17 protein-coding genes are annotated in these 21494 nt (G+C 68.9%); 5 read left to right on the forward strand and 12 right to left on the reverse strand.

The window, feature by feature from the left end; translation table 11 throughout:
• Positions 1 to 17: 17 nt before the first annotated feature.
• Positions 18 to 1664 carry a hypothetical protein gene (locus tag EV138_RS06065; protein ID WP_133977435.1) on the reverse strand — a complete coding sequence of 549 codons (1647 nt, stop codon included), beginning with the start codon at positions 1662 to 1664 and terminating at the stop codon, positions 18 to 20.
• Positions 1665 to 2070: 406 nt separating this feature from the next.
• Here EV138_RS06065 and EV138_RS06070 point away from each other — a divergent pair, with 406 nt between their 5' ends.
• On the forward strand, positions 2071 to 2265 hold the full coding sequence (locus EV138_RS06070; RefSeq protein WP_133977436.1) for a hypothetical protein: 195 nt from the start codon (positions 2071 to 2073) through the stop codon (positions 2263 to 2265).
• 38 nt (positions 2266 to 2303) lie between these two features.
• Positions 2304 to 2585: a hypothetical protein gene (locus EV138_RS06075; RefSeq protein ID WP_133977437.1), complete on the forward strand. Its 282-nt coding sequence runs from the start codon at positions 2304 to 2306 to the stop codon at positions 2583 to 2585.
• 37 nt (positions 2586 to 2622) lie between these two features.
• On the opposite strand, the gene EV138_RS37195 is transcribed toward EV138_RS06075, so the two are convergent.
• The 8 genes from EV138_RS37195 to EV138_RS06110 all read right to left on the reverse strand — a co-directional run bounded on the left by EV138_RS37195 (position 2623) and on the right by EV138_RS06110 (position 13410).
• Positions 2623 to 2781, reverse strand: coding sequence for a DUF6760 family protein (locus EV138_RS37195; RefSeq protein ID WP_166678503.1), 159 nt, complete (start codon positions 2779 to 2781; stop codon positions 2623 to 2625).
• Positions 2778 to 3269: a hypothetical protein gene (locus EV138_RS06080; protein ID WP_133977438.1), complete on the reverse strand. Its 492-nt coding sequence runs from the start codon at positions 3267 to 3269 to the stop codon at positions 2778 to 2780. Before EV138_RS06080 ends, EV138_RS37195 begins: the two co-directional genes overlap by 4 nt.
• Positions 3269 to 3712 carry a phage tail protein gene (locus EV138_RS06085; protein ID WP_112246009.1) on the reverse strand — a complete coding sequence of 148 codons (444 nt, stop codon included), beginning with the start codon at positions 3710 to 3712 and terminating at the stop codon, positions 3269 to 3271. Before EV138_RS06085 ends, EV138_RS06080 begins: the two co-directional genes overlap by 1 nt.
• A gap of 41 nt (positions 3713 to 3753) precedes the next feature.
• Positions 3754 to 5307, reverse strand: coding sequence for a phage tail sheath family protein (locus EV138_RS06090; protein WP_133977439.1), 1554 nt, complete (start codon positions 5305 to 5307; stop codon positions 3754 to 3756).
• A gap of 518 nt (positions 5308 to 5825) precedes the next feature.
• A complete protein-coding gene (locus EV138_RS06095) occupies positions 5826 to 6584 on the reverse strand; it encodes an eCIS core domain-containing protein (protein ID WP_133977440.1) in 759 nt (252 codons plus the stop codon).
• A gap of 28 nt (positions 6585 to 6612) precedes the next feature.
• Positions 6613 to 10554, reverse strand: a complete 3942-nt coding sequence (locus EV138_RS06100; protein ID WP_202866629.1) for a phage tail protein — start codon at positions 10552 to 10554, stop codon at positions 6613 to 6615.
• A 145-nt stretch (positions 10555 to 10699) separates the two neighbouring features.
• The gene (locus tag EV138_RS06105) at positions 10700 to 12751 is read right to left on the reverse strand and encodes an ATP-binding protein (RefSeq protein ID WP_202866630.1); all 2052 of its coding nucleotides are present in this window, start codon (positions 12749 to 12751) and stop codon (positions 10700 to 10702) included.
• On the reverse strand, positions 12748 to 13410 hold the full coding sequence (locus tag EV138_RS06110) for a Pvc16 family protein (RefSeq protein ID WP_112246017.1): 663 nt from the start codon (positions 13408 to 13410) through the stop codon (positions 12748 to 12750). The genes EV138_RS06105 and EV138_RS06110 overlap by 4 nt, the downstream gene beginning before the upstream one ends.
• A 196-nt stretch (positions 13411 to 13606) precedes the next feature.
• Between EV138_RS06110 and EV138_RS06115 the strand changes: the two genes are divergently transcribed.
• The gene (locus EV138_RS06115; protein WP_133977441.1) at positions 13607 to 15160 is read left to right on the forward strand and encodes a fibronectin type III domain-containing protein; all 1554 of its coding nucleotides are present in this window, start codon (positions 13607 to 13609) and stop codon (positions 15158 to 15160) included.
• Here EV138_RS06115 and EV138_RS06120 read toward each other — a convergent pair.
• A complete protein-coding gene (locus tag EV138_RS06120) occupies positions 15157 to 16245 on the reverse strand; it encodes a zinc ribbon domain-containing protein (RefSeq protein WP_133977442.1) in 1089 nt (362 codons plus the stop codon). The two genes, EV138_RS06115 and EV138_RS06120, sit on opposite strands and share 4 nt — an antisense overlap.
• Positions 16246 to 16760: 515 nt before the next feature.
• On the opposite strand from EV138_RS06120, the gene EV138_RS06130 reads away from it, so the two are divergent.
• Positions 16761 to 18689 (forward strand): dynamin family protein, encoded by a 1929-nt coding sequence (locus EV138_RS06130; RefSeq protein ID WP_133977444.1) that lies wholly within the window; start codon positions 16761 to 16763, stop codon positions 18687 to 18689.
• A complete protein-coding gene (locus tag EV138_RS06135) occupies positions 18686 to 20143 on the forward strand; it encodes a dynamin family protein (RefSeq protein WP_133977445.1) in 1458 nt (485 codons plus the stop codon). Before EV138_RS06130 ends, EV138_RS06135 begins: the two co-directional genes overlap by 4 nt.
• Positions 20144 to 20220: 77 nt before the next feature.
• Here the strand turns inward: EV138_RS06135 and EV138_RS06140 are convergent, their stop codons facing one another.
• The gene (locus EV138_RS06140; protein WP_133977446.1) at positions 20221 to 20847 is read right to left on the reverse strand and encodes a response regulator transcription factor; all 627 of its coding nucleotides are present in this window, start codon (positions 20845 to 20847) and stop codon (positions 20221 to 20223) included.
• Positions 20848 to 20916: 69 nt separating this feature from the next.
• Complete coding sequence (locus tag EV138_RS06145; RefSeq protein WP_133977447.1) at positions 20917 to 21492, reverse strand: GNAT family N-acetyltransferase; 576 nt, start codon at positions 21490 to 21492, stop codon at positions 20917 to 20919.
• Between the last annotated feature and the right edge of the window lie 2 nt (positions 21493 to 21494).

The raw sequence follows: 21494 nt of genomic DNA on the forward strand, positions 1-21494 counted from the left end.
CCCCACTGCACTCGGTCCTACCATCTGTCAGTCACCCGCCCGGCCCGCTCGCGATCCAGCCAGAGCTCAGCCTTCAACTTCGCGGTCAACGGTTCGTACAACCGCTTCGCCAACTCCTCCACCTCGGCCGCACTCACCCCCTTGGCCGGCGCCTGCGGCTGTGCCTGTGCCTGTGCTGCCGGCGCTGTCTGTACTACGGGCTGCGCGGCGGGCGTCTCTGCTATCGGGGCGTCATCCCGCTGTACTGCGAACTGCTCTGTCGGCTGCTCCTGCGTCGACGCAGCTCCGCTGAACATCTGCTGCAAGGACACCGACCGCACGGTCTCGGCCCGCTGCACCGCCGGCTCCTCGTGAAAGCTGTCCTCCGCCGACCACGCCAACACCCGCCCCTCGGGTTGCCCAACAGGCGCTTGTACTTCGGTGGGCTTGGTCGGCTGTGCCGGAGTCGTTCGACCACTACTCGGCGCACGAAGACCGGGATGATCAAACACCACCCGCTGCACAGCCGGCGGCACACTGGCCGCATTAGTCGGCTGTTGCACCTCCGGCACAGTCAACGGCTCCGCACTCGACAACGGCACCACACTGCCCGTCCCTGCGCCCTCCCGAGGCGGCCACAACAACTCAGCCACCGGCGCGACTCGCTGCGCCAGGGCCTGGGCCTCGACCGCCCGCTGAGCTACTGGACCAAGCTCAGCCGTCCGATTCGCAATCAGCCCAACCTGACCCTCAGCGCCCGCAACAGCTGCTCGCTGCACCACCATCGGCACAACTCCACCCTGCCGTTCCCCAGCGACCTGCTGCCCGCTCCACCCCAAGCCCCCTGCACCAACCGCGCCCCCGCCACCCTCCCCTTCGCGCTGCACCACCGCGCTTAGCCCCACGTCCCGCTGCACCGGCACGCCCGTCCCCGCGACGCGCTGCACCGGCACGCCCGTCCCCGCGACGCGCTGCACCGGCACACTCGTCACCGCCTCGCGCTGCACCGGCACACCGACCCCGCCGTCACGCTGCACCGGGCTCAGTCCCACCTCGCGTTGCCCCGCCACGCCCGGCCCGACGTTGCGCTGTACGACCGCGCTCACTCCCGCGTCGCGCTGCACCACCGCACCCATCCCCACGTCGCGCGGCACCACCGAACTCGTCCCCGCGTCGCCCTGCGCCACCGCGCTCATCCCCGCGTCGCGCTGCACCGGCACACTGGCCCCGGTGCGCTGCACCACCGCGCTCACCCCCACCTCGCGGTGCACCACCGCGCCCATCCCCGCGTCGCGCTGCACCACCGCGCCCGTCCCCGAGTCGCGCGGCACCACCGAACTCAGTCCCACCTCGCGTTGCATCGGCGCGGTCGGGCCGACCGCGCGCTGCACCGGCACCGGCGCGTGCGGCTCCGTCTGGCTGCTCACCCGACCGTGCTGCATCGAGGCATCCGGCGTCGCGGTGCGGTGCACCACCGGAGTGGCTGCTGGACGAGACTCGAGTGACCGCTGCACGACATCCCGCTCGGACTCAACCTGCGGACCACCCAGCGCCGACACGAAAGGCGACTGACCAACCGCTTCCGCCGAACCGATCAACGGCACCTGCTCTTCGCCCCACCCCGCAACCGGCGTACTGATCTCCCCGGCATACACGTCAGGCGCCGACCCGCTGGCCTCGACCACATGGCCGGAAGATCCGTGATCGCGAACCTGCGGCGACTCAACCGCGCGAGCGACTACCGGCAACTCCACCGATGCCGACAAACCCGAGGGCACAGCGACCACGGGCTCCGAAGAGCTCGCGGATGCATCAACCACCGACGCCGACGAGTTCGGGGGCCCGGCGACCGCCGGTTCCGAGGAGCCTGCGGGTGCGGCAACTACCGGCTCCGACGAGCTCGCGGATCCAGCTACCACCGGCTCCGACGAGCTCGCGGATCCAGCTACCACCGGCTCCGACGAGCTCGCGGATCGAGCTACCACCGGCTCCGAGGAGCTCGATGATCGAGCTACCGCCAACGCCGACAAGTTCGTAGGTCCGGCGACGGCCGGGGTGGGGTGAGGTTCGATCGCCGGGAGTTGACCCGCCGTGGTTACAGCCGACGGCAACGGAAAGGTGCGGACGGAAACCTCCGGCGCTCGCTGGACGCCGACCGACGCGGTGTCCCCCTCAACCGCGCGCTGGACAGCAGCAGGAGCACCGCTGGTCGCAGTACCGAAGCTTGCTGTGCCAGGCGGCAACGCGAACTCCCGGTGCGAGCCGACCGGCGCGGCCTGGGCGTAGTTGCTGACCTCGCCGGCCGGCGCGTCCGCCGTCAATGCATGGCCGAGCGGCGCCAGAAACCGCGGATCCTGGTGCGTCGACAACGACTCGCGAAACGCAAGCGGCGACGCGATCGACCCCAGCTCCGCCGTCGACCGCTGCAACGGCGGCAGCTCCCGCCACCCGCCCCGCGACCCGCGATCAACCACCTCACCGACGACATCGCCGCCCGACGACCGACCGGGGACATCAGCACCCGACGCCCCACCGGCGGCATCGGCACCCGGTTCGGCACCACCGCGGCCGGCCTTCACCACACCGTTGCCATCAGCAACAGATGATGCGGAAGCAGCGTGACGGAAGGGCCAGCGCATCGGTTCACCTTCCGGAGTTGGCGCGGGTGTTCAGTGCGGCGATCTCGTCGACGAAGCGGCGGCGTTCGGGGTGTTCCAGGTCGAGGATCTCCTCGCGGGACCAGTGGAAGTGGTAGGCGACGTACGCGACCTCGGTGTAGAGCTGTTCGGGCGCGTACGTCACGATTCCCCCAGGCGACCACCGGCCAGGTCGACGGCGAACGCATGCCCGCACTCCGGGCAGTTCACCCCGGCGCGGGTGTGCCCTTCCTGGTTCACCCGGCGATACAGGTCCTGCAGGAACGCCAGATCCGCGGCGAACAGGTCCTCGATCACGCCGGCATGAATGTCGGTGTGACTACCGAGCCGGGTCACGACGCGACCGAGCAGGACCACCGTCAGGTACGCCGGGTTCTCGCGCACCCGATCGTCTCGCAGCGGCACCAGTTCGTCGCGAGCCGTTGCCAGCCGCATCACCCCGTCGCGATGCACCACGCCCGCCGAGTCGACGTACCCGCGCGGCAGCACGAACGGGAACTCGGTCCGCAACTCCGGACCCGCGACACCGCTCGACGCCGGCGCGCCGGCCCCCGCAGTACCGGTGCCATCGGCAACCATCCCGGCGGCGGGCGCGCTGAACTGGTCGAGGGTGGCGGACGTGGTGCGGCGCATCACTCCACCTCGAGCCGCTCGCAGGTGACGACCAGTTTCTCGGTCATCACCGAGGTGTCACCGGCCTTCATCGTGCCGATCTCGAGACTCTTCGGCCACGCGTTGGTGAGCTTGTACCGCTTCAGTGGCGCGCCTTCGTAGTCGTACACGATGATCGCGCCGCCCTTGCGGACCGCGCCCATCTTGCCGAACTGCGAGTCCTTGATCCACTTGTCGAAACTCGTGTCCGACGACAGGCCGCGGGTCAGGGTGATCTCCGGCGCCTTCCAGCGGCCGGGCAGCTTCTTGATCACATACTTGCCGTCGGCACCGTTCTCCTTGAGCTCGATCACGTCCTGTTCCATCTTCAGGCCGCTGATCTCGGTGATGCTCTTGATCTGGATGCCGTCGAACTCCAGTCCGAAGGAGTGACCGACACCGGAGTCCATGTCCGGAAGAGCCATGATGTCTTACCTTTCCCGCTCGACTCGTTGGATGGTGGTGGTCACTCGCTGACCAGGCTGGTGCCGCCGGAGAACTGGGACAGCCGGAAGATGACGAACTCGGCCGGCTTCACCGGCGCGACCCCGATCTCGCAGACCACCTGGCCGGCGTCGATCCCCTCGGCCGGGTTCGTCTCCGCGTCGCACTTGACGAAGAACGCGTCGTCCGGCGTCTGACCGAACAAGGCGCCGTTGCGCCACTCGTTCACCAGGAAGGCGGAGATCGTACGGCGTACGCGGGCCCACAGCGCCTCGTCGTTCGGTTCGAACACGACCCAGTTGGTGCCGCTGAGGATCGACTCCTCGAGGTAGTTGAACAGCCGTCGGACGTTCAGGTAGCGCCAGGCCGGGTCGGACGACAGCGTCCGGGCTCCCCAGACGCGGTTGCCGCGGCCGGGGAAGGTTCGCAGTACGTTGATGCCGACCGGGTTGAGCAGGTCGTGCTCGGCCTTGGTGATCTGTACTTCGAGGCTCACGGCGCCCCGGATGATCTCGTTCGCGGGCGCCTTGTGGACGCCGCGGGTGTCGTCGTTGCGACCCCAGATCCCGGCCATGTGCCCACAGGGCGGCATGAAACCGAGCTGCCCGGTGGCGGGATCGGCCGTCTTGACCCACGGGTAGTAGAGCGCGCCGAAGGCCGAGTCGTAGCCGGCCTTGTCGACCAGCCACTCCTTCACCTGCTGGGCGTTGAGCCCGGGCGGCGAGTCGAGGATCGCGATCCGGTCGCCCATCAACTCGCAGTGGGCCAGCATCGCCAGCTGGACCGCCTGGACGGTCTCGAGGTCGATCGAGCCCTGCTGGTACGCGCTCATCAGGTCCGGCACGCAGAGCATGGTGATCTCGTCGACGGCTTCCAGCCCACCGAAACCGGTCCGGTCGGACACGTCACCGACATAGTCCTCGGCGGTCAACCGCGGCGACGGTACTGCGGGCGCAGGCGGCGGCGCGTTGAGCGCGACCTCGCCGTGCGCCGGCTTCTCCAGCGCGGCGCCGGTGATTTCCTCGATCTTGATCAGCTTCGAGTTCGCGTTCACCACGGTGGCGACGTTGGTCTTGCCGCGCGACACGGTCAGCCGGTCGAACTCCTCGACCTGGGTGCCGTTCTGCTTGACCACGATCTTGAACATGTCCTCGGACGGGTTCTCCCCGCCGGCGTCGGCGATCTCGACACTCACCTCGCCCGGCGCCTGGGCCGCGTCGAGCGCGACCACCCGGAACCGTCCCAGCATCGCCTGCGGCCCGGCCGGCAGCTCCTTGCGCCCTCGCGCACCCTTGCCGTCGGCGGCATCCGCTCCACCGCCGATCCGTACGACGTAACAGTTCCCGCCGCCGTTCAGGAAATACCCGTAGACGGCCTGCGCCAGATACGAGCCGGCCACGAAGCCGCCGAACGTATCCGTGAACGCGGTCCAGTTGCTGACCAGCGTCGCTTGGTTGAAGGGTCCGTCCTCGGCGAGCCCGACAAACGCGGCCACCGCCGTACCGACACCCTCGAGCGGGCGGGCGCCCGATTCGACTTCCTCCACATACACACCTGGTGACAGGTACGTCGGCATGCTGCCCCTCCTCGATCAGGATTTGCTCCAGCCTGACCCCCACCCCACCTCCCCCACCCGCCCAACCGGCCGCAGACAAGGGCACTCTCAACTGCCCAAAGGGGAACCCAACTGCCCGTTCGTACTACGCCCCGCGCGAGCTCCTTCGCCGCCCGCTCCCACCCACCCGCGGTCGCTGCTCCTCCGTCGCAGCTCAAACGAACACGTCGCGCCACACCTCAACTCCAAAGACCACCGGGTCGCCGGCCGGCGACCGCCCCGTCGCGCCACCCGGTTCGCTGCTCCTGGGCAGTCCAGCGAGATCGCAACGACCGGACCGGACGATCCATCACCCGCCACCCACCTACGATGGCTCGAACTCAACAGTCCAAGTCGTTAGGCCGCACCAAAGGACCAACCGCCGCCAACAGGGCGACAGCCCGCTCTCCAGGCCGGCCTTTCCACAGCCCCGAATCGTGTACTGCCGCCGCGTCGTGCCGTTGTAAGTCGCGCTCGCTCCACCGTCTACCAGCGGCGTGCTACTCCTCTTCTTCCTTGCCCTCTTCCTCATCGCGCTGGACGAATGCGCCCTGGACCTCTTCTTCCTTCTCCTCCTCAGCCGGCGCTTCGGCGCGCTGGACGTCCTCTTCGTGCTCCTCGTGCCGCTGCACGTCGGTCTCGTCCTCGGCGTGCCGTTGGACTCCAGGCGCACTGACAGCCATCGGTGCCGGCCCCGCCATCACCCGCTCGGCGTTGGCCGAAGCCTCGCGCTCGAACCGGTCCGACGGGTCACTCACCTTGATCCCGCCCGGCGCGGACGACCCGTCCACCGGCCCGCTCCGCTGCTGCACCACATGCGTCAACTCATGCGCCAGCATCGTCTTCCCGTCAGCCGACCCCGGGTCGTACTTGTCCCGCTGGAACACCACATTGCTCCCCACGGTGTACGCATGCGCATTCACCGCCTTCGCCGAATCGTGCGCCGCCGAGTCGTCATGCACCCGCACATCCGAGAAGTCGTGTCCCAACCGCCCTTCCATCTCCCCGCGCACCTCAGGCTCCAACGGCCGTCCCCCAGACGAAACAACGTCATGCACCGGCGACCGTTCCTCCTCCACCATCGCCGTCACCCCGCTGTTCCCCACCGCCCGCTGCAAGCCCAACATCCCGCGTCCGCCGAGCACATCGGTGCGCCCTTCAGCAGCAGCCTTCCCCACATGCTCGGACACCTGCTCCTCAACCCGCCCAGCCTTCGGCCGCAACGCAGCTTCCTCGGCATCGAACCCGTGCTCACGCATGACGCTCTCCTCTGGCACTGAATGACTTCTATCTGCGGCTCGCCGCGCGGCGAGCTGTGATCTGAGCATGGACGTCTGTGTCGATGATCTCCAGATCGAGATCGACCGGCTCCTCATGTCCGCCGGTGGATCGCACCGTGTCGCCGAGTTCCAGCTCGATCTGCTGCTCGGCATAGAGCCGGGCGATCTGCCGCGCTTCGCCGGCATTACGGGCGCGTTCGACGATCTGCCGTTCGACCGAACCGGCCGCACCGCCATCGCGGATCGCGTTGGCTATCCGCGCGAACCTCCGCGAGATGGAGGTCCGCGGATAGAGGTCGCGGTTCTGGCCGACTTCGTCGAGATGCTCGACATCGAGCGAGAACACGTCCCGGCCGCCGTACAGCGCCTGGATCGCTGACGCTGCTTCCCGGAGCCGCCGGTACAACGTCACTTCCTCCCTCGTTGCGACGGCCGCGTCGACCAGCCGATGGAAGCGCTCGCCCGCGGTCCGCTTCTGATCAGAGGTGACACCCGGCGCCGCGGCAATCCACCGATCACCGGAAGATCTGATCCGCCGGGCCGAGATTTCACTGAGCCGGATGGGCACCGCCCGGTTCTGGCCGACCGCTTCGCCACGTCGCGGTTGCCGCCAGTTCTGGAAACCCGCCATGGCGTCGCGACTTGTCTGTTCGGAGACTTCCTCCCAGAGGGTGGCGGCGTGCTGGGAATCCGCGGCCTCCTCCAGCGGCACCGTGGGTGTATCGGCGTCCTCACGCTGGACGTGAACGTGGAACGTACCGGGGGTGGTTCCTGGCACCACGTCTGCGGATCGCAGCCCGTGTCGCTGACGCAGGGCGGCGAGACCGCTGCGCACCGAGGACACGGTCGCCTTCGGCGCCTTCAACAGGTTCGTGGCGTCCTTCACCGCCGTCTTGATGTCACCCCCTGTGAGCCGCTCCTTGGCGGCGCTGACCTTTCCCTTGGCCCATTCCTTGCCGGATTCGACCTTGCCTTTGACGTAGGCCTTGCCGGCGGCGATCTTGGCCTTGGCCTTCTTGCCCAGGCCCTTGAGGCCTCGGATGACCGGGCCGGCCAGTTTCAGGCCGGTTTTGATGACGAAGTCGAGGGCCTTGTTGACCGGTTTCTGGAGTTTTTCTACGATCTCGCGGATCTTCTGGCCGATGCCGCCCAGGCCGATGACGCTGGCGAGGAAGCCGATGATGATGGGGACCATCTGGCCGAGGACGTCGTTGATCTTGTTGACGACGCCGGAGACGTTGCCCTTGACGATGTCGGCCACCGAGTCGATCACGGTGTTGACGAACTTCAGGATCCGGCTGCCGTTGTTGACGAAGAACATCACCACGTCGTAGATCAGCTTGCAGGCCTTGATGAAGGCGGCCGCCGGGTTCAGCAGCCCGATCAGCCAGGTGATACCGGCGGTGATGATCTTGGTGATGACGAAGTCCTTCACCTGCTCCAGGATCATCTCCTTGATGTCCCCGAGCTTCTCGATCAGCATCTGCCACAGCCCCGCGATCCCTTCGCTGCGAAGCTTCTGGAAGATCTCGACGCCCTTCTCCATCGCCGTCATCGCCGGCTCACCGACCTGCTTGACCAACCGGTTGCGAATGTTCGCCCAGGTCAGCCCGAACAGCGACAGCAGCAACTGCAGGATGCCGCGCACGTCGAACTTGTCCGGCAGCGTCACCCCACCCTCGGCCAGCGCGCCGAACAGCCAGCTCATCAGCCCCTTGCGCAGGTGGTCGAGGATATTGTCCTTGAACTTGAGGATGCCGCCCTTGACCCCGTCGATCAGGTTGGACAGGAAGCCGACCGGGTTCTTGACGATGTCGCCGACCACGCCGGCCACCCGGGCCAGCACGTTCTTCAGCATCCCGACGAGCTCGCGGATCGTGTTGATGACGGCCTTGATCGCGCCGATCGCCTTGTCCACCAGGCCCTTGTTCTCAGCCTGCAGTTCCTCGATCCGCTCGTCCAGTCCCTTGCGGGCCTCGCTGTACTTCGTCGCCAGCGAGTCGACCAGCGCGTCCTGCTTGGAGTCGACCTCGCCCTCCAGGTCCGCGAACTTCTCGCCGATCTCCTTCGACGCCTCGGACCCGACCTTCTGCAGGTCGGCGGGCAGGCTCTTGACGTACGCCGCGATCTCGCTCCGGCCGGCCGCGATCCGGGCCTTCGCCTTGGTCAGTCCGGCCCCGACGATGTCGGCCACCCGCGAGATCACGCCGTTCATCTGCTGCAGATACAGTTCCCGGCCGGCCACGTAGAACTCGTTGACCTTGTCCGGCATCCCGACCAGCTTGTCCTTGGCCCAGCGCAGTCCGCCGAGCCAGCCGCCGTACCGGTCTTCCTTGTACGCCGACATCTTGGCCGCCACGTAGTTCTCGAAGGCGGTCCGGGCCTGCTTCTCACCCTTCTCGAACTCGGCGTCCACCAGCGGATCGATGCTGTCCAGGGTCGCCTTCACGTCCGTCTCGGCGGCAGTGAAGATGCTCTGGATCTTGGTGGTGACCTCGGCGCGCTTCGCCTCGTCCTTGGATTTCGTCTTGCCCTTGTCGGCGACGATCTTGGCGAGCGCGGCCGCCTTCGATCCCTGCATCCCGGCCACGCCGGTCTTGGTCTCGGCCGCCGCTTCGGTCTTGTGCTGCTGGATGACCTGCTGCTCCTCGGCACGGAACGCGGCGGGTGCCGTATCGGCATGCGCCGCCGCGGTCTGCTTGTCGGCGAGCGCGCCCTGGAACTGCGGCTCGTTCGACTGCGCCAACTGCTGGTCGGTGACCTCGCCCTCGGCCATCTCCTGGTTGGCCTGGTACTTACCGGCAGCCAGGTTGGTCTGTTCGGGCGGCGCCACCTTCGGCGCGGCCCCGGCGGCCGGGATCGCGGCCGCCGAGCCTGGATCCTCGGTCTCCATCGGTGTGACCGGTTTGGCCACGCCCTTGGACATGTCCGGCGGTGCGGCGGTGGCGGTCTCGATGTCCTTGGCCTGCCCCTCCTTGCCCTGGCCGACCATCCCCTTGATCTCGCCCTTGACCTCCCCGGCCTTGCCGGACTCCTTGTAGTCGTCGGCCTCCTTGAGCGTCTTCGGCGACTTGGCCTCGATCGCTGTCTTCACCGCCGCGATGAACGCCTTCTTGTCGAACGTTCCCGCCTGCTGGGCATCCATCGTGTCGGCTTTGGCCGCCTTGGCCTGGCCGGTGAGGTCATCGGTCGGCGCCAGCGCGGCGTCCTGCGCCTCCTTCGCCTTCGAGGCCGCCGGCGGATGCGCCCGCTTCGCCTTCGCAAACCCCTTCACATGTCCGGTGACACCAGTGAAGGCAGGATCCTGCTCAGGCCGTACGCCGGTAGGCGGCACCGGCGGCTCCAGCACCTGCGCACCCGACAGTGGCGCCGGCCCAGCAGCCCCAGCCCCACCGCCACCAGCACTTGCTCCACCCCCGCCAGCCGCACCCCCACCGCCGCTCGACTTACCGCCCTTGCCACCGCGAGGCTTGACCGGCTTGGCAGCGGCCTTCCCCAACGGACTGACAGCCGGTACCGGCTTCGGCGGCGGCACCGGCTTCTTCGGCGCGACGGACTCCGGCCCGAACCCGGTCGTGGTCACCGCGAGCGCCGAAGCCGGCGGCTTCGGACCTTCGAGATCAACCGGTACGCCGGCCGCCTTCGCCGCCTTCAGCCCCTTCTCGACCGTGTCGATGGCCGGCTCCTCACGCTGGATCTCCACCAGCGCCGCGTCGATCTCCCCGGCCGCGTCGCCACCAGGTGACTTGAGCTTCCCGGCGAGCAACGCGTTCACCGCGGCATTGCCGGCCTTCCGCTGCAACGCCAGCAGCCCCGGTGGAACGGCAGCACGCGCCGGTGGAACGGCAGCACGCTCCGGGCGATCGCCAGCGGCCCGTCGCCGGCCTTCGGCGAGGGCGTCGCTGACGTCGGCCTTCACAGAGGGACCCGTCGGGCGCGCGCCGGCCATCTCCAGAGCGTGGGCCACCCGCGTACGCCGTACCGACAGCACGCAGGCACTCCCGCGGGCAATCATCTCTGCCCGAAAGGTCCTCCAGTGACTGGAACGACGCCGGGAGAACGCCCTGAAAGCACTGGACGCCCCCCGAGGAGGTTCAGCCGAGGGTGGGTCCGTCGAGCAACGCGTAGTACTGGCCGAATTCGCGTTCGAGGACGAGCCGGCCGAGTTTGCGGTACTCCTGGCCGACCGCCGCGATCACGTCGGCCATCCGCACCGGCTGGCCGGATTCTGCCGCCAGGTAGGCAGCGCTGACCGAGGCCGACCGAATGTTGCCTCCGGCAAGTTCAAAGGCCTCCGCACAGAACGGGAGGTCCAGGTCGTCACCGAGTGGCAGCGGTGGTGCCAGGCACTGTTGCCAGAGCCGGAGCCGCAGGTCGGGCGTGGGCGCCGGGAAGTCGATGATCGCGTCGAGCCGCCGGGTGAACGCGTCGTCGATGTTGGCCCGCAGGTTGGTCGCCAGGATCGCCAGTCCGTCGAAGCTCTCCAGCCGCTGCAGGAGGTAGGCGCTCTCGATGTTGGCGTACCGGTCGTGCGCGTCCCGGACGTCGCTGCGCTTGCCGAAGATCGCGTCCGCCTCGTCGAAGAACAGTACGGCGTTAACGCCACCAGCCTCGCTGAAGATCCGCTCTAAATTCTTCTCGGTCTCACCCACGTACTTGTCGACCACGGTCGCCAGGTTCACCGTGTAGAGATCCAGCCCCAACTCAGTGGCGATCACTTCGGCGGACATCGTCTTACCAGTGCCGGAATCGCCCGCGAACAAGGCGGTCACGCCACGCCCACGTCCCCCACCACGCCGCATCCGCCAATCGGTCAACACCGTGTCGCGATGCCGAGCCCGAGCAGCCAATCCCTGCAGCGCCCGCCGAACCGCCGGAGCAAGGACGAGGTCGTCCCACCCGACCTCCGGCTCGATCCTTCGAGCCAGCCGCTCGAGCCCAGCAGCGTTCTGAGCCCGTACGCCGCGGCGCAGGTCGTCTGCGGTGATCGCGGTGCCCGCCAGCAGCGCCGACGCGGCCGCGGTCTTGAAGACGTTCCGCACCTGTCCAGGGCCGAGCGCGAGATGGGAAGCCAGGATCTCGGGATCGAGTTCGGACTCCTGCAAGTGTTCGCGCCAGAGCTCGATCCGGTCATGCGCACCGAGCACTGGCGCATCCACGGTCAACGGCGTCTCCGGACTCCACCGCGGATCCCACGTCGTCGTACCGATGAACAGGACCGGGACCTCCCAGCGGCTCAACCGGTGCAGCGATTCCAGCGACGACTCTGCCAACGCCTCCACCGGCCCGACGACCAGCCCCGCGTGCTGCAACAAGGCCTCCCGGCCGGCGATCACCGCCAGCCCGAGTGGATCGGAGTCGCGAGCCATCAACCGCAGATCAACCGCCACGACGCCCCGCCCGGCAGCCGCCAACGCTGCCGCCGCGATGGATTGCCCGGTACCGGCCTCGTGCTCGCGCAGATGAACCAGCCGTACGCCGGCCGCCAGGCTCCGGCCGAGATCCGCGCTCGCATCGGTCTTGTACGCGGTCAGCTCCTCCAGCATCGGCACCAGCCGATGGTCGGGCAGGTCGTCACCGAGCAGATGCGCGGCAACCCGGTCCGGGACCCGGATCGCCCGGGTCAGGAACGGCCGCTCCGGATCCTCGACGATCAGCAGTCCGCGATCCACGAGCGGCCCACTCGCCGTCAACCGGCCGCGCGCCACCGACGACATCGACGAGGCACCGGCGAGTTCCAGGGCCAGGCCGACACTCGGCCGCCGCCGGGTCACATCGTCGTTGAGATAGCCGTAGAGCCGCTCGAACCGGCTGTCCAGGTCAGGCAGTAGCGCGATCACCAGCAACTCGGTGTCCAGCGCCGTCAGTCCCGCGACCGCGGCCAGCCGGCGCAACCTAATGACGTTGCCCTCGGCAATGTATTCGTCAGCCGACCGTTCCAGTGCTGCCAGAGCCGTTTCGTCGACAACAGCCGTGTGCGCCTGTCCGCTGAGCAGCCGGTCGACGAGTTCGTCGTTGACGTACAGGCCGCGGAACGGGTCGTCCATCGACGGGTCGTCCGCACGGCGCCGCGCCACGAGCGCCCGGATCCGGTCCTCGACCAGGCCCAGGCGCGCCAGAAGATAGTCCAGCCCTTGCGCGGTCACCCGGTCCTCTTGCGTGGCCGCCGGGGATTGGGTCGCTGCGGCTCGTTCGCAGTACTGCGTCCTGCCACTTCGCGGGGCGGCCAGCCGTCCGTCCCACCCATCGACACCCGTGGCGGCTGATCGACCAGCGTGGCCGCCTCGTAGACGCGACCGGTCGGGGTCGGCGCGCAGACCACGAGGTCCAGGGACGGTTTGAGTTCTCCGCCGAGGGCGGACCAGACGTCGGCAAAGGAACGATCTTCCGGCGGCGGCAGCGCGATGGAGACCGGCACCGAGAGACCCAGCTCGGCCAGCGGTCCAGTGAGCAGGTCTGTGGGCAGCGCCTCGTGCCGGAGGAAGCAGGAGAGCAGTCCGGACAGCAGCCGGTGCTCGTCCTCGGGCCGCTGCGTCCAGGCCGTCACCAGATAGGACAGCTTGAAGTACCGCGGGGGCAGGTGGCGTGCGGTGATCCGCTGCTCCGCGTCGTACTCGTTCAGCAGACCGCGCTCGCGGCGGCGCAGGTCTTCGCGGATGTCGTAGAGGTACACGTCGATCGTGGGTGCGTTGCGACGGCTCGACCACTCCTTGGTGGGGGCGTCGAACACCACCTCGACGTCCCGCGCGCCGATCGCTTCGCGCTGGATCAGAGTCTGCAGCGCAGAGTCCACCTCTTGGATCACAGCACGAGTGTTCTGCCCGGACGCTGGCGGGCCGAAGCGGGCTGGGGTCGAGCCCGGGGCACCGTCTGCTGCCCGATCGGGCAAGCCCGGCTGCACCGCGAGGCAGGCGGCCGGCCCTGCACGACGTACGCAGTACGGGCTTAGCCTGTGAGCGACGCCGGTGATCGACCTGGCGACGGAGTAGGGGGAGAGCCGAGTGACGGACCCGGTACTGCGGTTGGAGACGACCCAGTTGACTGTCGAGCCCGGCGGCCAGGCCCGGGCGGAGGTCACCGTCCTCAACCCCGGCACGATCGTCGAGAGCTACGCCCTGGACGTCGTCGGCGAGCAGCCGATCCCCTGGGCCGAGGTGACCCCGCCCGTCCTGTCGGTCTATCCGCAGCAGCAGGAGACGGCCACGATCGTCTTCAACCCACCGACCGGGCCGACCGGGCCGGCCGGTACGGTCCCGTTCGGGATCCGGGCGAAGTCGCAGGTCGATCCGCTGAACAGTGCGGTCGTCGAAGGGCAGCTCGAGATCGGCCAGGTCTTCGGGCTGCAGGCCAAGCTGACGCCGGTCACGTCGTCCGGGCGCTGGCGTGGGCTGCACACGATCCAGTTCAGCAACTGGGGCAACGCCCCGGCCCGGTTGCGGATCGTCGCGTCCGACCCCGACCAGGCGCTCGGCTTCCTGATCCGCCCCGACGTCGTCGACGTACCGCTGGGCGCCACGGTCACCGCGCGGATCAAGGCCCGCACCCGCAAACCCGTACTGCGCGGCTCGACGACCCGCCTGCCCTTCAAGGTCGTCGGCGAGCCTGATCCCCCACGCCCCTTCGGCATGCCGGAAACCCCGGGCGCCGATCCCGGTCGCCCGATGGTGGACGGAGCCTTCACCCAGAAGCCGATCCTCACGCGCGGCGTCATCACCGCAGCCACCGTCGTAGGAGCCGCCCTGATCGGCGTACTGGCGTTCGCCCTCACCCGAGGTGGCGGTGCCGCGGCGACCCCGACGGGCGACGGCACAACTCTGCCCGGCAAGCCTGTCTTGACCGCCGCTGCGGCAGGACCCACGTCCATCGCGCTCGTCTGGGCCCAGCTGCCCAATATCGATTCGTATGCGCTCTACTACGTCGACGACGCCGGGCACGTCAACAAGTCCGAGCGCGGCGTCGACGTGAAGCAGACGGCGAAGACCGTCACGGGCCTGAACGCCGGGGTTCACTACTGCTTCAAGTTGAGCGCGGTCAACGGCAAGCTCGAAGGGCCGCCCTCTGCCGCTGCCTGTGCAACCACAGGGAAGGCGACGCCGACTTCCGCACCACCCAGCAGTGCGCCGCCGTCGGGTGGAACGTCTACTGCGCCGCCCGGTGGGGTGACCACCTCCGCACCGCCCAGCTCCGCCGCGACCCAGACCGGCCAGCCATCCGCCTCCGTCGGAGTCGACGCACCACAGTTCGCACCAGGCCAGTGGATCGCGGCCGTGGACCTCGCTCCCGGCGCACTCGTGAACGCCGAACAGAACGCCAAGAGTCTGGCGGCGCAGCTGAAGAGCGCCGGAGTCGATGCGAAGGCTCTGCACGCCACCGGCCAATACCCGGGGCTGTACCGGCTCGACACCAAGAAGCCGATGCCGGACGACTGGGTGGTCTACGTGGGCCCGGCGGCCTCACCCGACCAAGCGCAAGCGGTCTGCAGGTCCCCGCAGGTGCAGCAGATCAGAAGCTCGACCTGCCCACGCTTCCAGCCTGCCGTCCCACCGCCTGGCTAGCGCGGGCGGGACAGCGCGGTCAGGCTGGTCAGCGCGGTGAGGTTCTGAGGCGCATCGGGACGCGCGGGATAGGTCCCGCCGACAGCGAGCAGTAGCTGCTTGACCGGTACTCCGGTGTCGAGCTTCAGCTTCTGCAGATCGCTGCTGTCCTTGAGTTGAAGCTCGCTACAGCGTCCCTCGTACATCACGAGCAGCGTGCTCGGCCGGAACTGCAGTTGGCGATTGGCGTTGGCAGCAGGCAGGCCGGCGCGCACGTCCAGTCGTCGTACGCGCACAGGGTCCTTGAAGTTCACGGTGACCATGCCCCTGGCTGCGGACTTCCCCGGACAGCCGTCGAGCGGTGCGAGCTTCGTCGGATCCCAGGCGGTGGCCCAGGCATCGTCGAGGGGTGCCGTGCCCAGCGCGGCGGCAGCGTAGGTGGGTGCGACCGACTGCGGCGGAGCGCCGGCGAAGACGACCGGATCGACCGCCACCAGGGTGCCGCGTACGTCGTACAGGCGGTCTTTTGCCCAACTCACAGGGTTCTTGCCGACGACGGAGAACACCACCAGGACTGCGGCGATGCCGACGACTGCGGTGATCACGCGGCGCCAGCGGTAGAGCGGCGGCAGACTCCGGCGGTACTCGCGGCGTGCCTTGCGGTCCTTGGGATCCCACAACCGCTGCCACCAGGTCTGGCTTGCGACGGCCGACGGCTTCTGGTTGGTGAACGCTGTCGGCCGCAGCACCTTGCCACACTTACTGCAGAACCTGAGCGTCACCGCATTCGGCACACCGCACTGCGGACACGCCACCTCGCCTGGCTTTGGCCGGCCCGACACATCCTCGTACTGCGAGGTGCGGACTGGCGCTGCCTGTCCGGGTGACGGGTCAGCGGAGGGAGCCTCTGTCGACAGCGTTGCGGCAGGTCCGGCCTGACCAGAACGCTGGGTCGCCACCGCGCTCTGCTCACTGGCGGACTGACGGACCGGCGGGCGCTCTTCCGCCGTCGCCTGGTCCCAGCCGAGGTAGACACCGCAGTACAGACAGAAGGCCGAGCCGGCCGGGTTGCGCTCACCGCAGGCGGTACAGACATCCTCGCTCATCGCCATCTCCCCCTTGCGGGTGATTATGGCACTGGCGGCCCGGCTCAGGACGCTAATCTGTGGGATACGACGGTGGAACCGACGGACGCCGGGGGGATCGGCAACCGATGATCAGCTGCGACAACTGCGGACGCGCGAACGACGACGGCGCGCTCTTCTGCACGTCGTGCAACACCTACCTGGCCTGGTCCACCGAAAAGCCCACCCCCGCAGAACCCGCCACCCCTGCAGAACCCGCCACCCCAACCGCCACGCCCGCCGAGCCCGAGCCGCCCAGCCCCGAGCCGCTCGCACCCGAGCCCGAGCCGCCCAGCCCCGAGGCTGAACCGCTTGCACCCGAGCCGGAGCCGGAGCCGCTTGCACCCGAGCCGGTGACGCCGGACCCGCTCGCTCCCGAGCCGCTCGCGCCGGAGCCGATTCCGGTGCCGCCGGATCCCGTCGTACCAGAGCCTGAACCGCTCGCACCGGAGCCTGTGCTCCCCCAACCGCCCCCACCGCTACCTGACCCTGAGCCCATGCCGGCGCCGAGGCCGCGCACCAGCGTCAGCCAGTTGATCTCGGCGATCGACCAGGGCCGCACCCTCACCAAGGATCGCCAACGCCCCGACCTGACCGCCCGGCTCGAGACCGCCAAGAAGAAGCTCGACTCGCGCACGGTGACCGCAGTCGTCGTCGGTGAGTTCAAGCGTGGCAAGAGCACCCTGGTGAACGCGCTCCTCCAAACCGCGGTCTGCCCCGTCGACGCGGACATCGTGACCGCAGTGCCGACGCTGGTCCGGTACGGCGAGCAGGCCGGCCTCACGGCGTACCGGCAGACCGATCCCAGCCAGCCGCCTGTCGGCTACCCGGCACCGCTCAACCAGATCGCCCAACTCGTCTCGGAATCCTCCGACGCCGACGAGCAAGGCCGTCTGCAGTCCGTGACCGTCGAAGTCCCCCACCGCATGCTCCGCTCGGGCCTCAGCCTCCTCGACACCCCCGGCGTCGGCGGTCTCGACTCGGTACACGGCCAGCTCACGCTCGCGGCCTTGGCTTCGGCAGACGCGATCCTGTTCGTCACCGACGCGGCACAAGAGCTGACAGGGCCAGAGCTCGAGTTCCTCAAGACAGCGATCTCCCGCTGCCCGGCAGCAGCGCTGGTCATCACCAAGACCGACCTGTACGGCCACTGGCGCCGCATTGTCGAGCTGAACCAGGCCCACCTCGCCAAGGCCGGCATAGACCTGCCGATCCTCCCGGTCTCGTCCTTCCTCCGCCTCCGCGCAGCCCAGCGGCCAGAGCTCAACCAGGAGTCCGGTTTTGCCCCACTGGTCGAGTTCCTCGCCACAGCAGTCGTAGTACCGGGTACTACGCGCGCAGCGGCCACCGTCGCGCAGGAAGTCGACTTCGTGGCCGGCCAGTTGGCGCAGGAGTCCGACGCGGAGCGCGTAGTACTGACCAAGCCGCAGAGCCGGCCAGAGGTGCTCTCCAAGCTCGCCCGGGTTCGCGACCAAGCAGCAGGACTCACTGCCGCCAGCGCGACCTGGCAGCAGACCCTGTCGGATGGAATCGCCGACCTGGTCGCGGATGTCGAGCACGACCTGCAGAGCCGGCTGCGCACGGTGATGCGGGACGTCGAGACGATCATCGACCAGGGCGATCCGACCGAGACGTGGACGGATACCGAGGTCTGGCTGCGCCGCCAGGTCGCCGTCGTCGGAGTGGCGAACCGCGACCTGCTGATCGAACGGGCCCGCGAGCTGGGCGAACGCGTCGCGGAAGCGTTCGATCTCGAGGCAGGGACCGAGATCGAGGTCGAGCTGTCCCAGTTCGGCGCCGAACTGGATCAGCTCGAGCTGGCCTCGGTCGCGAGCCTGTCGATGCCGGGCGGCCGGCTCCAGTCGTTGATGATGGCCGGCCGGACCGGGATCTTCGTCCCGATGATTGCCTTCAGCATCGTTTCTGCGCTGATCACCCCGGTCGTCGCGGTCGGGATCGCGGCCACCCTCGGCGCGGGCATCGGCGGCAAACTGCTCAAGGACGAACGCAAGCGGCAGCGCACCTACCGCCAGCAGCAGGCCAAGGCCGCCGTACGCCGGTACATCGACGAGGTCGCGTTCGTGATGAACAAGGACACTCGCGACAGCCTGCGCAAGACGCAGCGCCAACTGCGCGACGACTTCCAGGAAAGAGCCGGCCTGATCCATCGCTCTGCCACCGCCGCACTGACCGCCGCGGACCGCACTGCCAAGCTTCCGCCCGCCGAGCAATCCGCAAGAGCGGCACAACTGGCGGCGGAGACCGAGCGCCTGCGCTCGATGCGCACCGACCTCCGCGAACTCGCCCTCGCAGGCGCCCGCCCGGCCGGCCAACCCGACGCCTCCCGGTCCAGCGCCACCCCGTCCAGCGTCGCCCCGTCCAACGCCGACCGGTCCAGGGACGGACGAGCGGGAGGTGGACGATGACAGACGATCTGTCGGCCGCAATCCTGGCGGTCATCGAGCAGGCTCAGCAGTCGGCGCCCACCTACAAGGACCGGTTGCAACTGGACGAGATCTGCGCCCGGCTCACCGGGCCGCTGCGGCTGGCGATCGCCGGCAAGGTGAAGGCCGGCAAGTCGACCCTGCTGAACGCCTTGCTGGGCGAGGAACTGGCACCGACCGACGCTGGTGAGTGCACCCAGATCGTCACCTGGTACTTCCTCGACGACCGTCCGCACGCGACGCTGATCCCGCTCGACGGCGAACCCCGCGAGCGCCCGTACGATCGTGACGGCGGCGCGCTGCAGGTGGACCTCGGCGGCCTGCGCCCGGCCGACGTCGACCATCTCGAGATCGGCTGGCCGACCAGCCGGCTGCGCGACCTGACCATCCTCGACACCCCTGGGATCGCGTCGATCTCGGCCGATGTGTCCGCACGCACCCAACGCGTGCTGGCCGCCGACGACGGCCGGGTCCCGGTCGCGGACGCGATCCTCTACCTGCTGCGGCACACGCACTCCAGCGACATCCGGTTCCTGGAGTCGTTCCACGACGACGAACTCGCGCACGGGACGCCCATGAACGCGATCGGCGTGCTCTCCCGAGCCGACGAGATCGGCTCCTGCCGGCTCGACTCGATGGAGGTCGCCGAGCGGGTCGCCCAACGGTACGAGGCCGAGCCGCGGCTGCACCGCCTGTGCCCGGTGATCGTCCCGGTCAACGGACTGCTCGGCCACACCGCGACCACCTTGCGCGAGGCGGAGTACGCGATGCTGGCCGCGATCGCCCAGGCCCCGATCGACGAGGTCGCCGAATTGCTGCTGACCGCCGACCGCTTCACCTCGACGCCGAGCGGCCTACCCGTCACCGAGCTCGAACGCGAACACCTGCTCGGAAGACTCGGCCTGTACGGCGTACGGCTGAGCGTGGAGCTGATCCGAACCGGCGTCGCCACGAACTCGTCGGAGTTGAGCTCGGAGCTGACCGAGCGCAGCGGTCTCAACCGGCTCCGCGCGATCCTGGTTCGCCAGTTCGAGACCCGCAGCCGTGTACTCAAGGCGTACTCCGCGGTCGCGGCGCTCACCGAACTGCTGCGCGCAGGCAACTTCGAGCCCGGACTGCAGGCCAGGGTCGAGGAGATCAGCGCCGGGGCCCACGAGTTCCAGGAGATCCGCCTGCTGTCCGATCTCAGGTCGGGTGGCGTCACGCTGAAGCCCGAACGGACCGAGCAGCTCGATCGCCTGCTCGGCGGCTCCGGCCACGCGCCCACCGCGCGCCTCGGGCTGCCCGACGACGCCACCGACGACGACGTCCGCCAGGCAGCCCTGACCGCATTGTCTTCCTGGCAAGGCTTCGCGACCCATCCCCTCACCAGCCGCCCCGCCCAGTTGGCCGCCCGGGTAGCCACCCGAACCCTGGAAGGCCTGCTAGCCGGCTAGCCCGTACGGCGTACTCGAGCGCGCCCCGATCGACCGGGCGATTCGCGAGCGCCCGAGCCGCGCCGCGTGACCCCGAGCTAGATGAGTCCCTCGCGTACGGCGTACGCGACCGCATGTGAGCGGTTGCGGAGCTGGAGCCGCGTGGTGAGTTCGTGCAGCACGTTCTTCACGGTGCGTTCGCTGTAGTTGAGCGAGTCGGCGATCTCACCGGTGTCGAGCCCGTCCGCCACCAGTCGCAGTACGTCGACCTCGCGCGGGCTGAGGCCGGTGAAGGTCAGGCCGCGTGGCGCCAGCACCTGGCGCTGCAGCCGGCCGAGCTGCTCCATCAACCGCCCGAGCAGGTCGGGTGGGATCTCACCGTCGCCGGTCGCCACGCGCGTGATCGTCCGCACCAGCGCATCGGGCGTCGCATCGATCCTGCGCAGCAACCCGCCGACCCCGATCTCCGCCGCGACCACCAGCGCCGCCTCGTCGAGCACGGTCGCGACCAGCAGCAGGCGCGGCAGGTCCCCACGCCGCAGGGCTCGCATGGCCCGCGCGGTCTCTTCGTCGAGGACGTCGGTGACCACCAGGGCCACGGCGGCTTCGTCGACCTCCATCTCGTTGACGAGGCGGATCTCGGGCCGGGCCCGGAGCTGACTGATCACCCCCGCCCGCGAGATCGGGTCACTGCCGTGGACGTAGGTCAAAATCGGCGCGCTCATCGGAACCCCTCCCCAAGGACAAGGCCCTCACTGTCCCGCACCGCGCTCCACGCCGGTTCTACGCGCGCTCTACAAACCCTCATCGGTGGCCAGGCGGGCGTGCAGATGGGAGTCGTGACGGCGGCCGTCGAGCTCCACGTAGTAGTCCCGCATGGTGCCTTCGAGACGGAAGCCCGCGTGCGTCGCGACCTTGCAGGAGCCCTCGTTCACCAGCGCATGGTCGAGGGACAGCCGATGCAGGCCGAGGCCGCCCTCAACCGTCGGAGTGAAGGCCCAGCGGGCAGCCGCATCCAGGGCGCGGCCTGCGATCCGCCGACCGCGAGCGACCGGGCTGACCCAGTAGGCGCAGACGGCCTGATCCGGCACGCGGTGCACGTCCCGGAGCGTGACCGACCCGAGCACCTGATCGGTACCGGCCTCAGCGACCGCGAAGACGGCGTTGCCTCTGGCCCACCCGTCGATCCGGTTCTCGAGCCATTTCGCCGCGCGCTGCTCGGCCGGCGTCCGCAGTACCGCCGTACCGGCTGTCCAGCGCAGGATGCCGAGATCTTCGAGCGCCACGGCCACGGCCGGCTCGTCGCCGGCCGTGAACGGACGCAGTACGAGCTCGTCGACCGCGAGCCGACGAGGTTGCAGTACTGGCAAGG

Source organism: Kribbella voronezhensis (assembly GCF_004365175.1).
GTDB classification, from domain to species: Bacteria; Actinomycetota; Actinomycetes; order Propionibacteriales; family Kribbellaceae; genus Kribbella; species Kribbella voronezhensis.

What these genes read in the sequence shown, in the direction of transcription:
- EV138_RS06075 (WP_133977437.1), top strand. Translation starts at nt 2,304, where the DNA reads ATGGCCGAGCGGCGCCAGAAACCGCGGATCCTGGTGCGTCGACAACGA.
- EV138_RS06080 (WP_133977438.1), bottom strand. Translation starts at nt 3,269, where the DNA reads ATGCGCCGCACCACGTCCGCCACCCTCGACCAGTTCAGCGCGCCCGCC.
- EV138_RS06085 (WP_112246009.1), bottom strand. Translation starts at nt 3,712, where the DNA reads ATGGCTCTTCCGGACATGGACTCCGGTGTCGGTCACTCCTTCGGACTG.
- EV138_RS06090 (WP_133977439.1), bottom strand. Translation starts at nt 5,307, where the DNA reads ATGCCGACGTACCTGTCACCAGGTGTGTATGTGGAGGAAGTCGAATCG.
- EV138_RS06095 (WP_133977440.1), bottom strand. Translation starts at nt 6,584, where the DNA reads ATGCGTGAGCACGGGTTCGATGCCGAGGAAGCTGCGTTGCGGCCGAAG.
- EV138_RS06100 (WP_202866629.1), bottom strand. Translation starts at nt 10,554, where the DNA reads ATGGCCGGCGCGCGCCCGACGGGTCCCTCTGTGAAGGCCGACGTCAGC.
- EV138_RS06120 (WP_133977442.1), bottom strand. Translation starts at nt 16,245, where the DNA reads ATGAGCGAGGATGTCTGTACCGCCTGCGGTGAGCGCAACCCGGCCGGC.
- EV138_RS06130 (WP_133977444.1), top strand. Translation starts at nt 16,761, where the DNA reads ATGCCGGCGCCGAGGCCGCGCACCAGCGTCAGCCAGTTGATCTCGGCG.
- EV138_RS06135 (WP_133977445.1), top strand. Translation starts at nt 18,686, where the DNA reads ATGACAGACGATCTGTCGGCCGCAATCCTGGCGGTCATCGAGCAGGCT.
- EV138_RS06140 (WP_133977446.1), bottom strand. Translation starts at nt 20,847, where the DNA reads ATGAGCGCGCCGATTTTGACCTACGTCCACGGCAGTGACCCGATCTCG.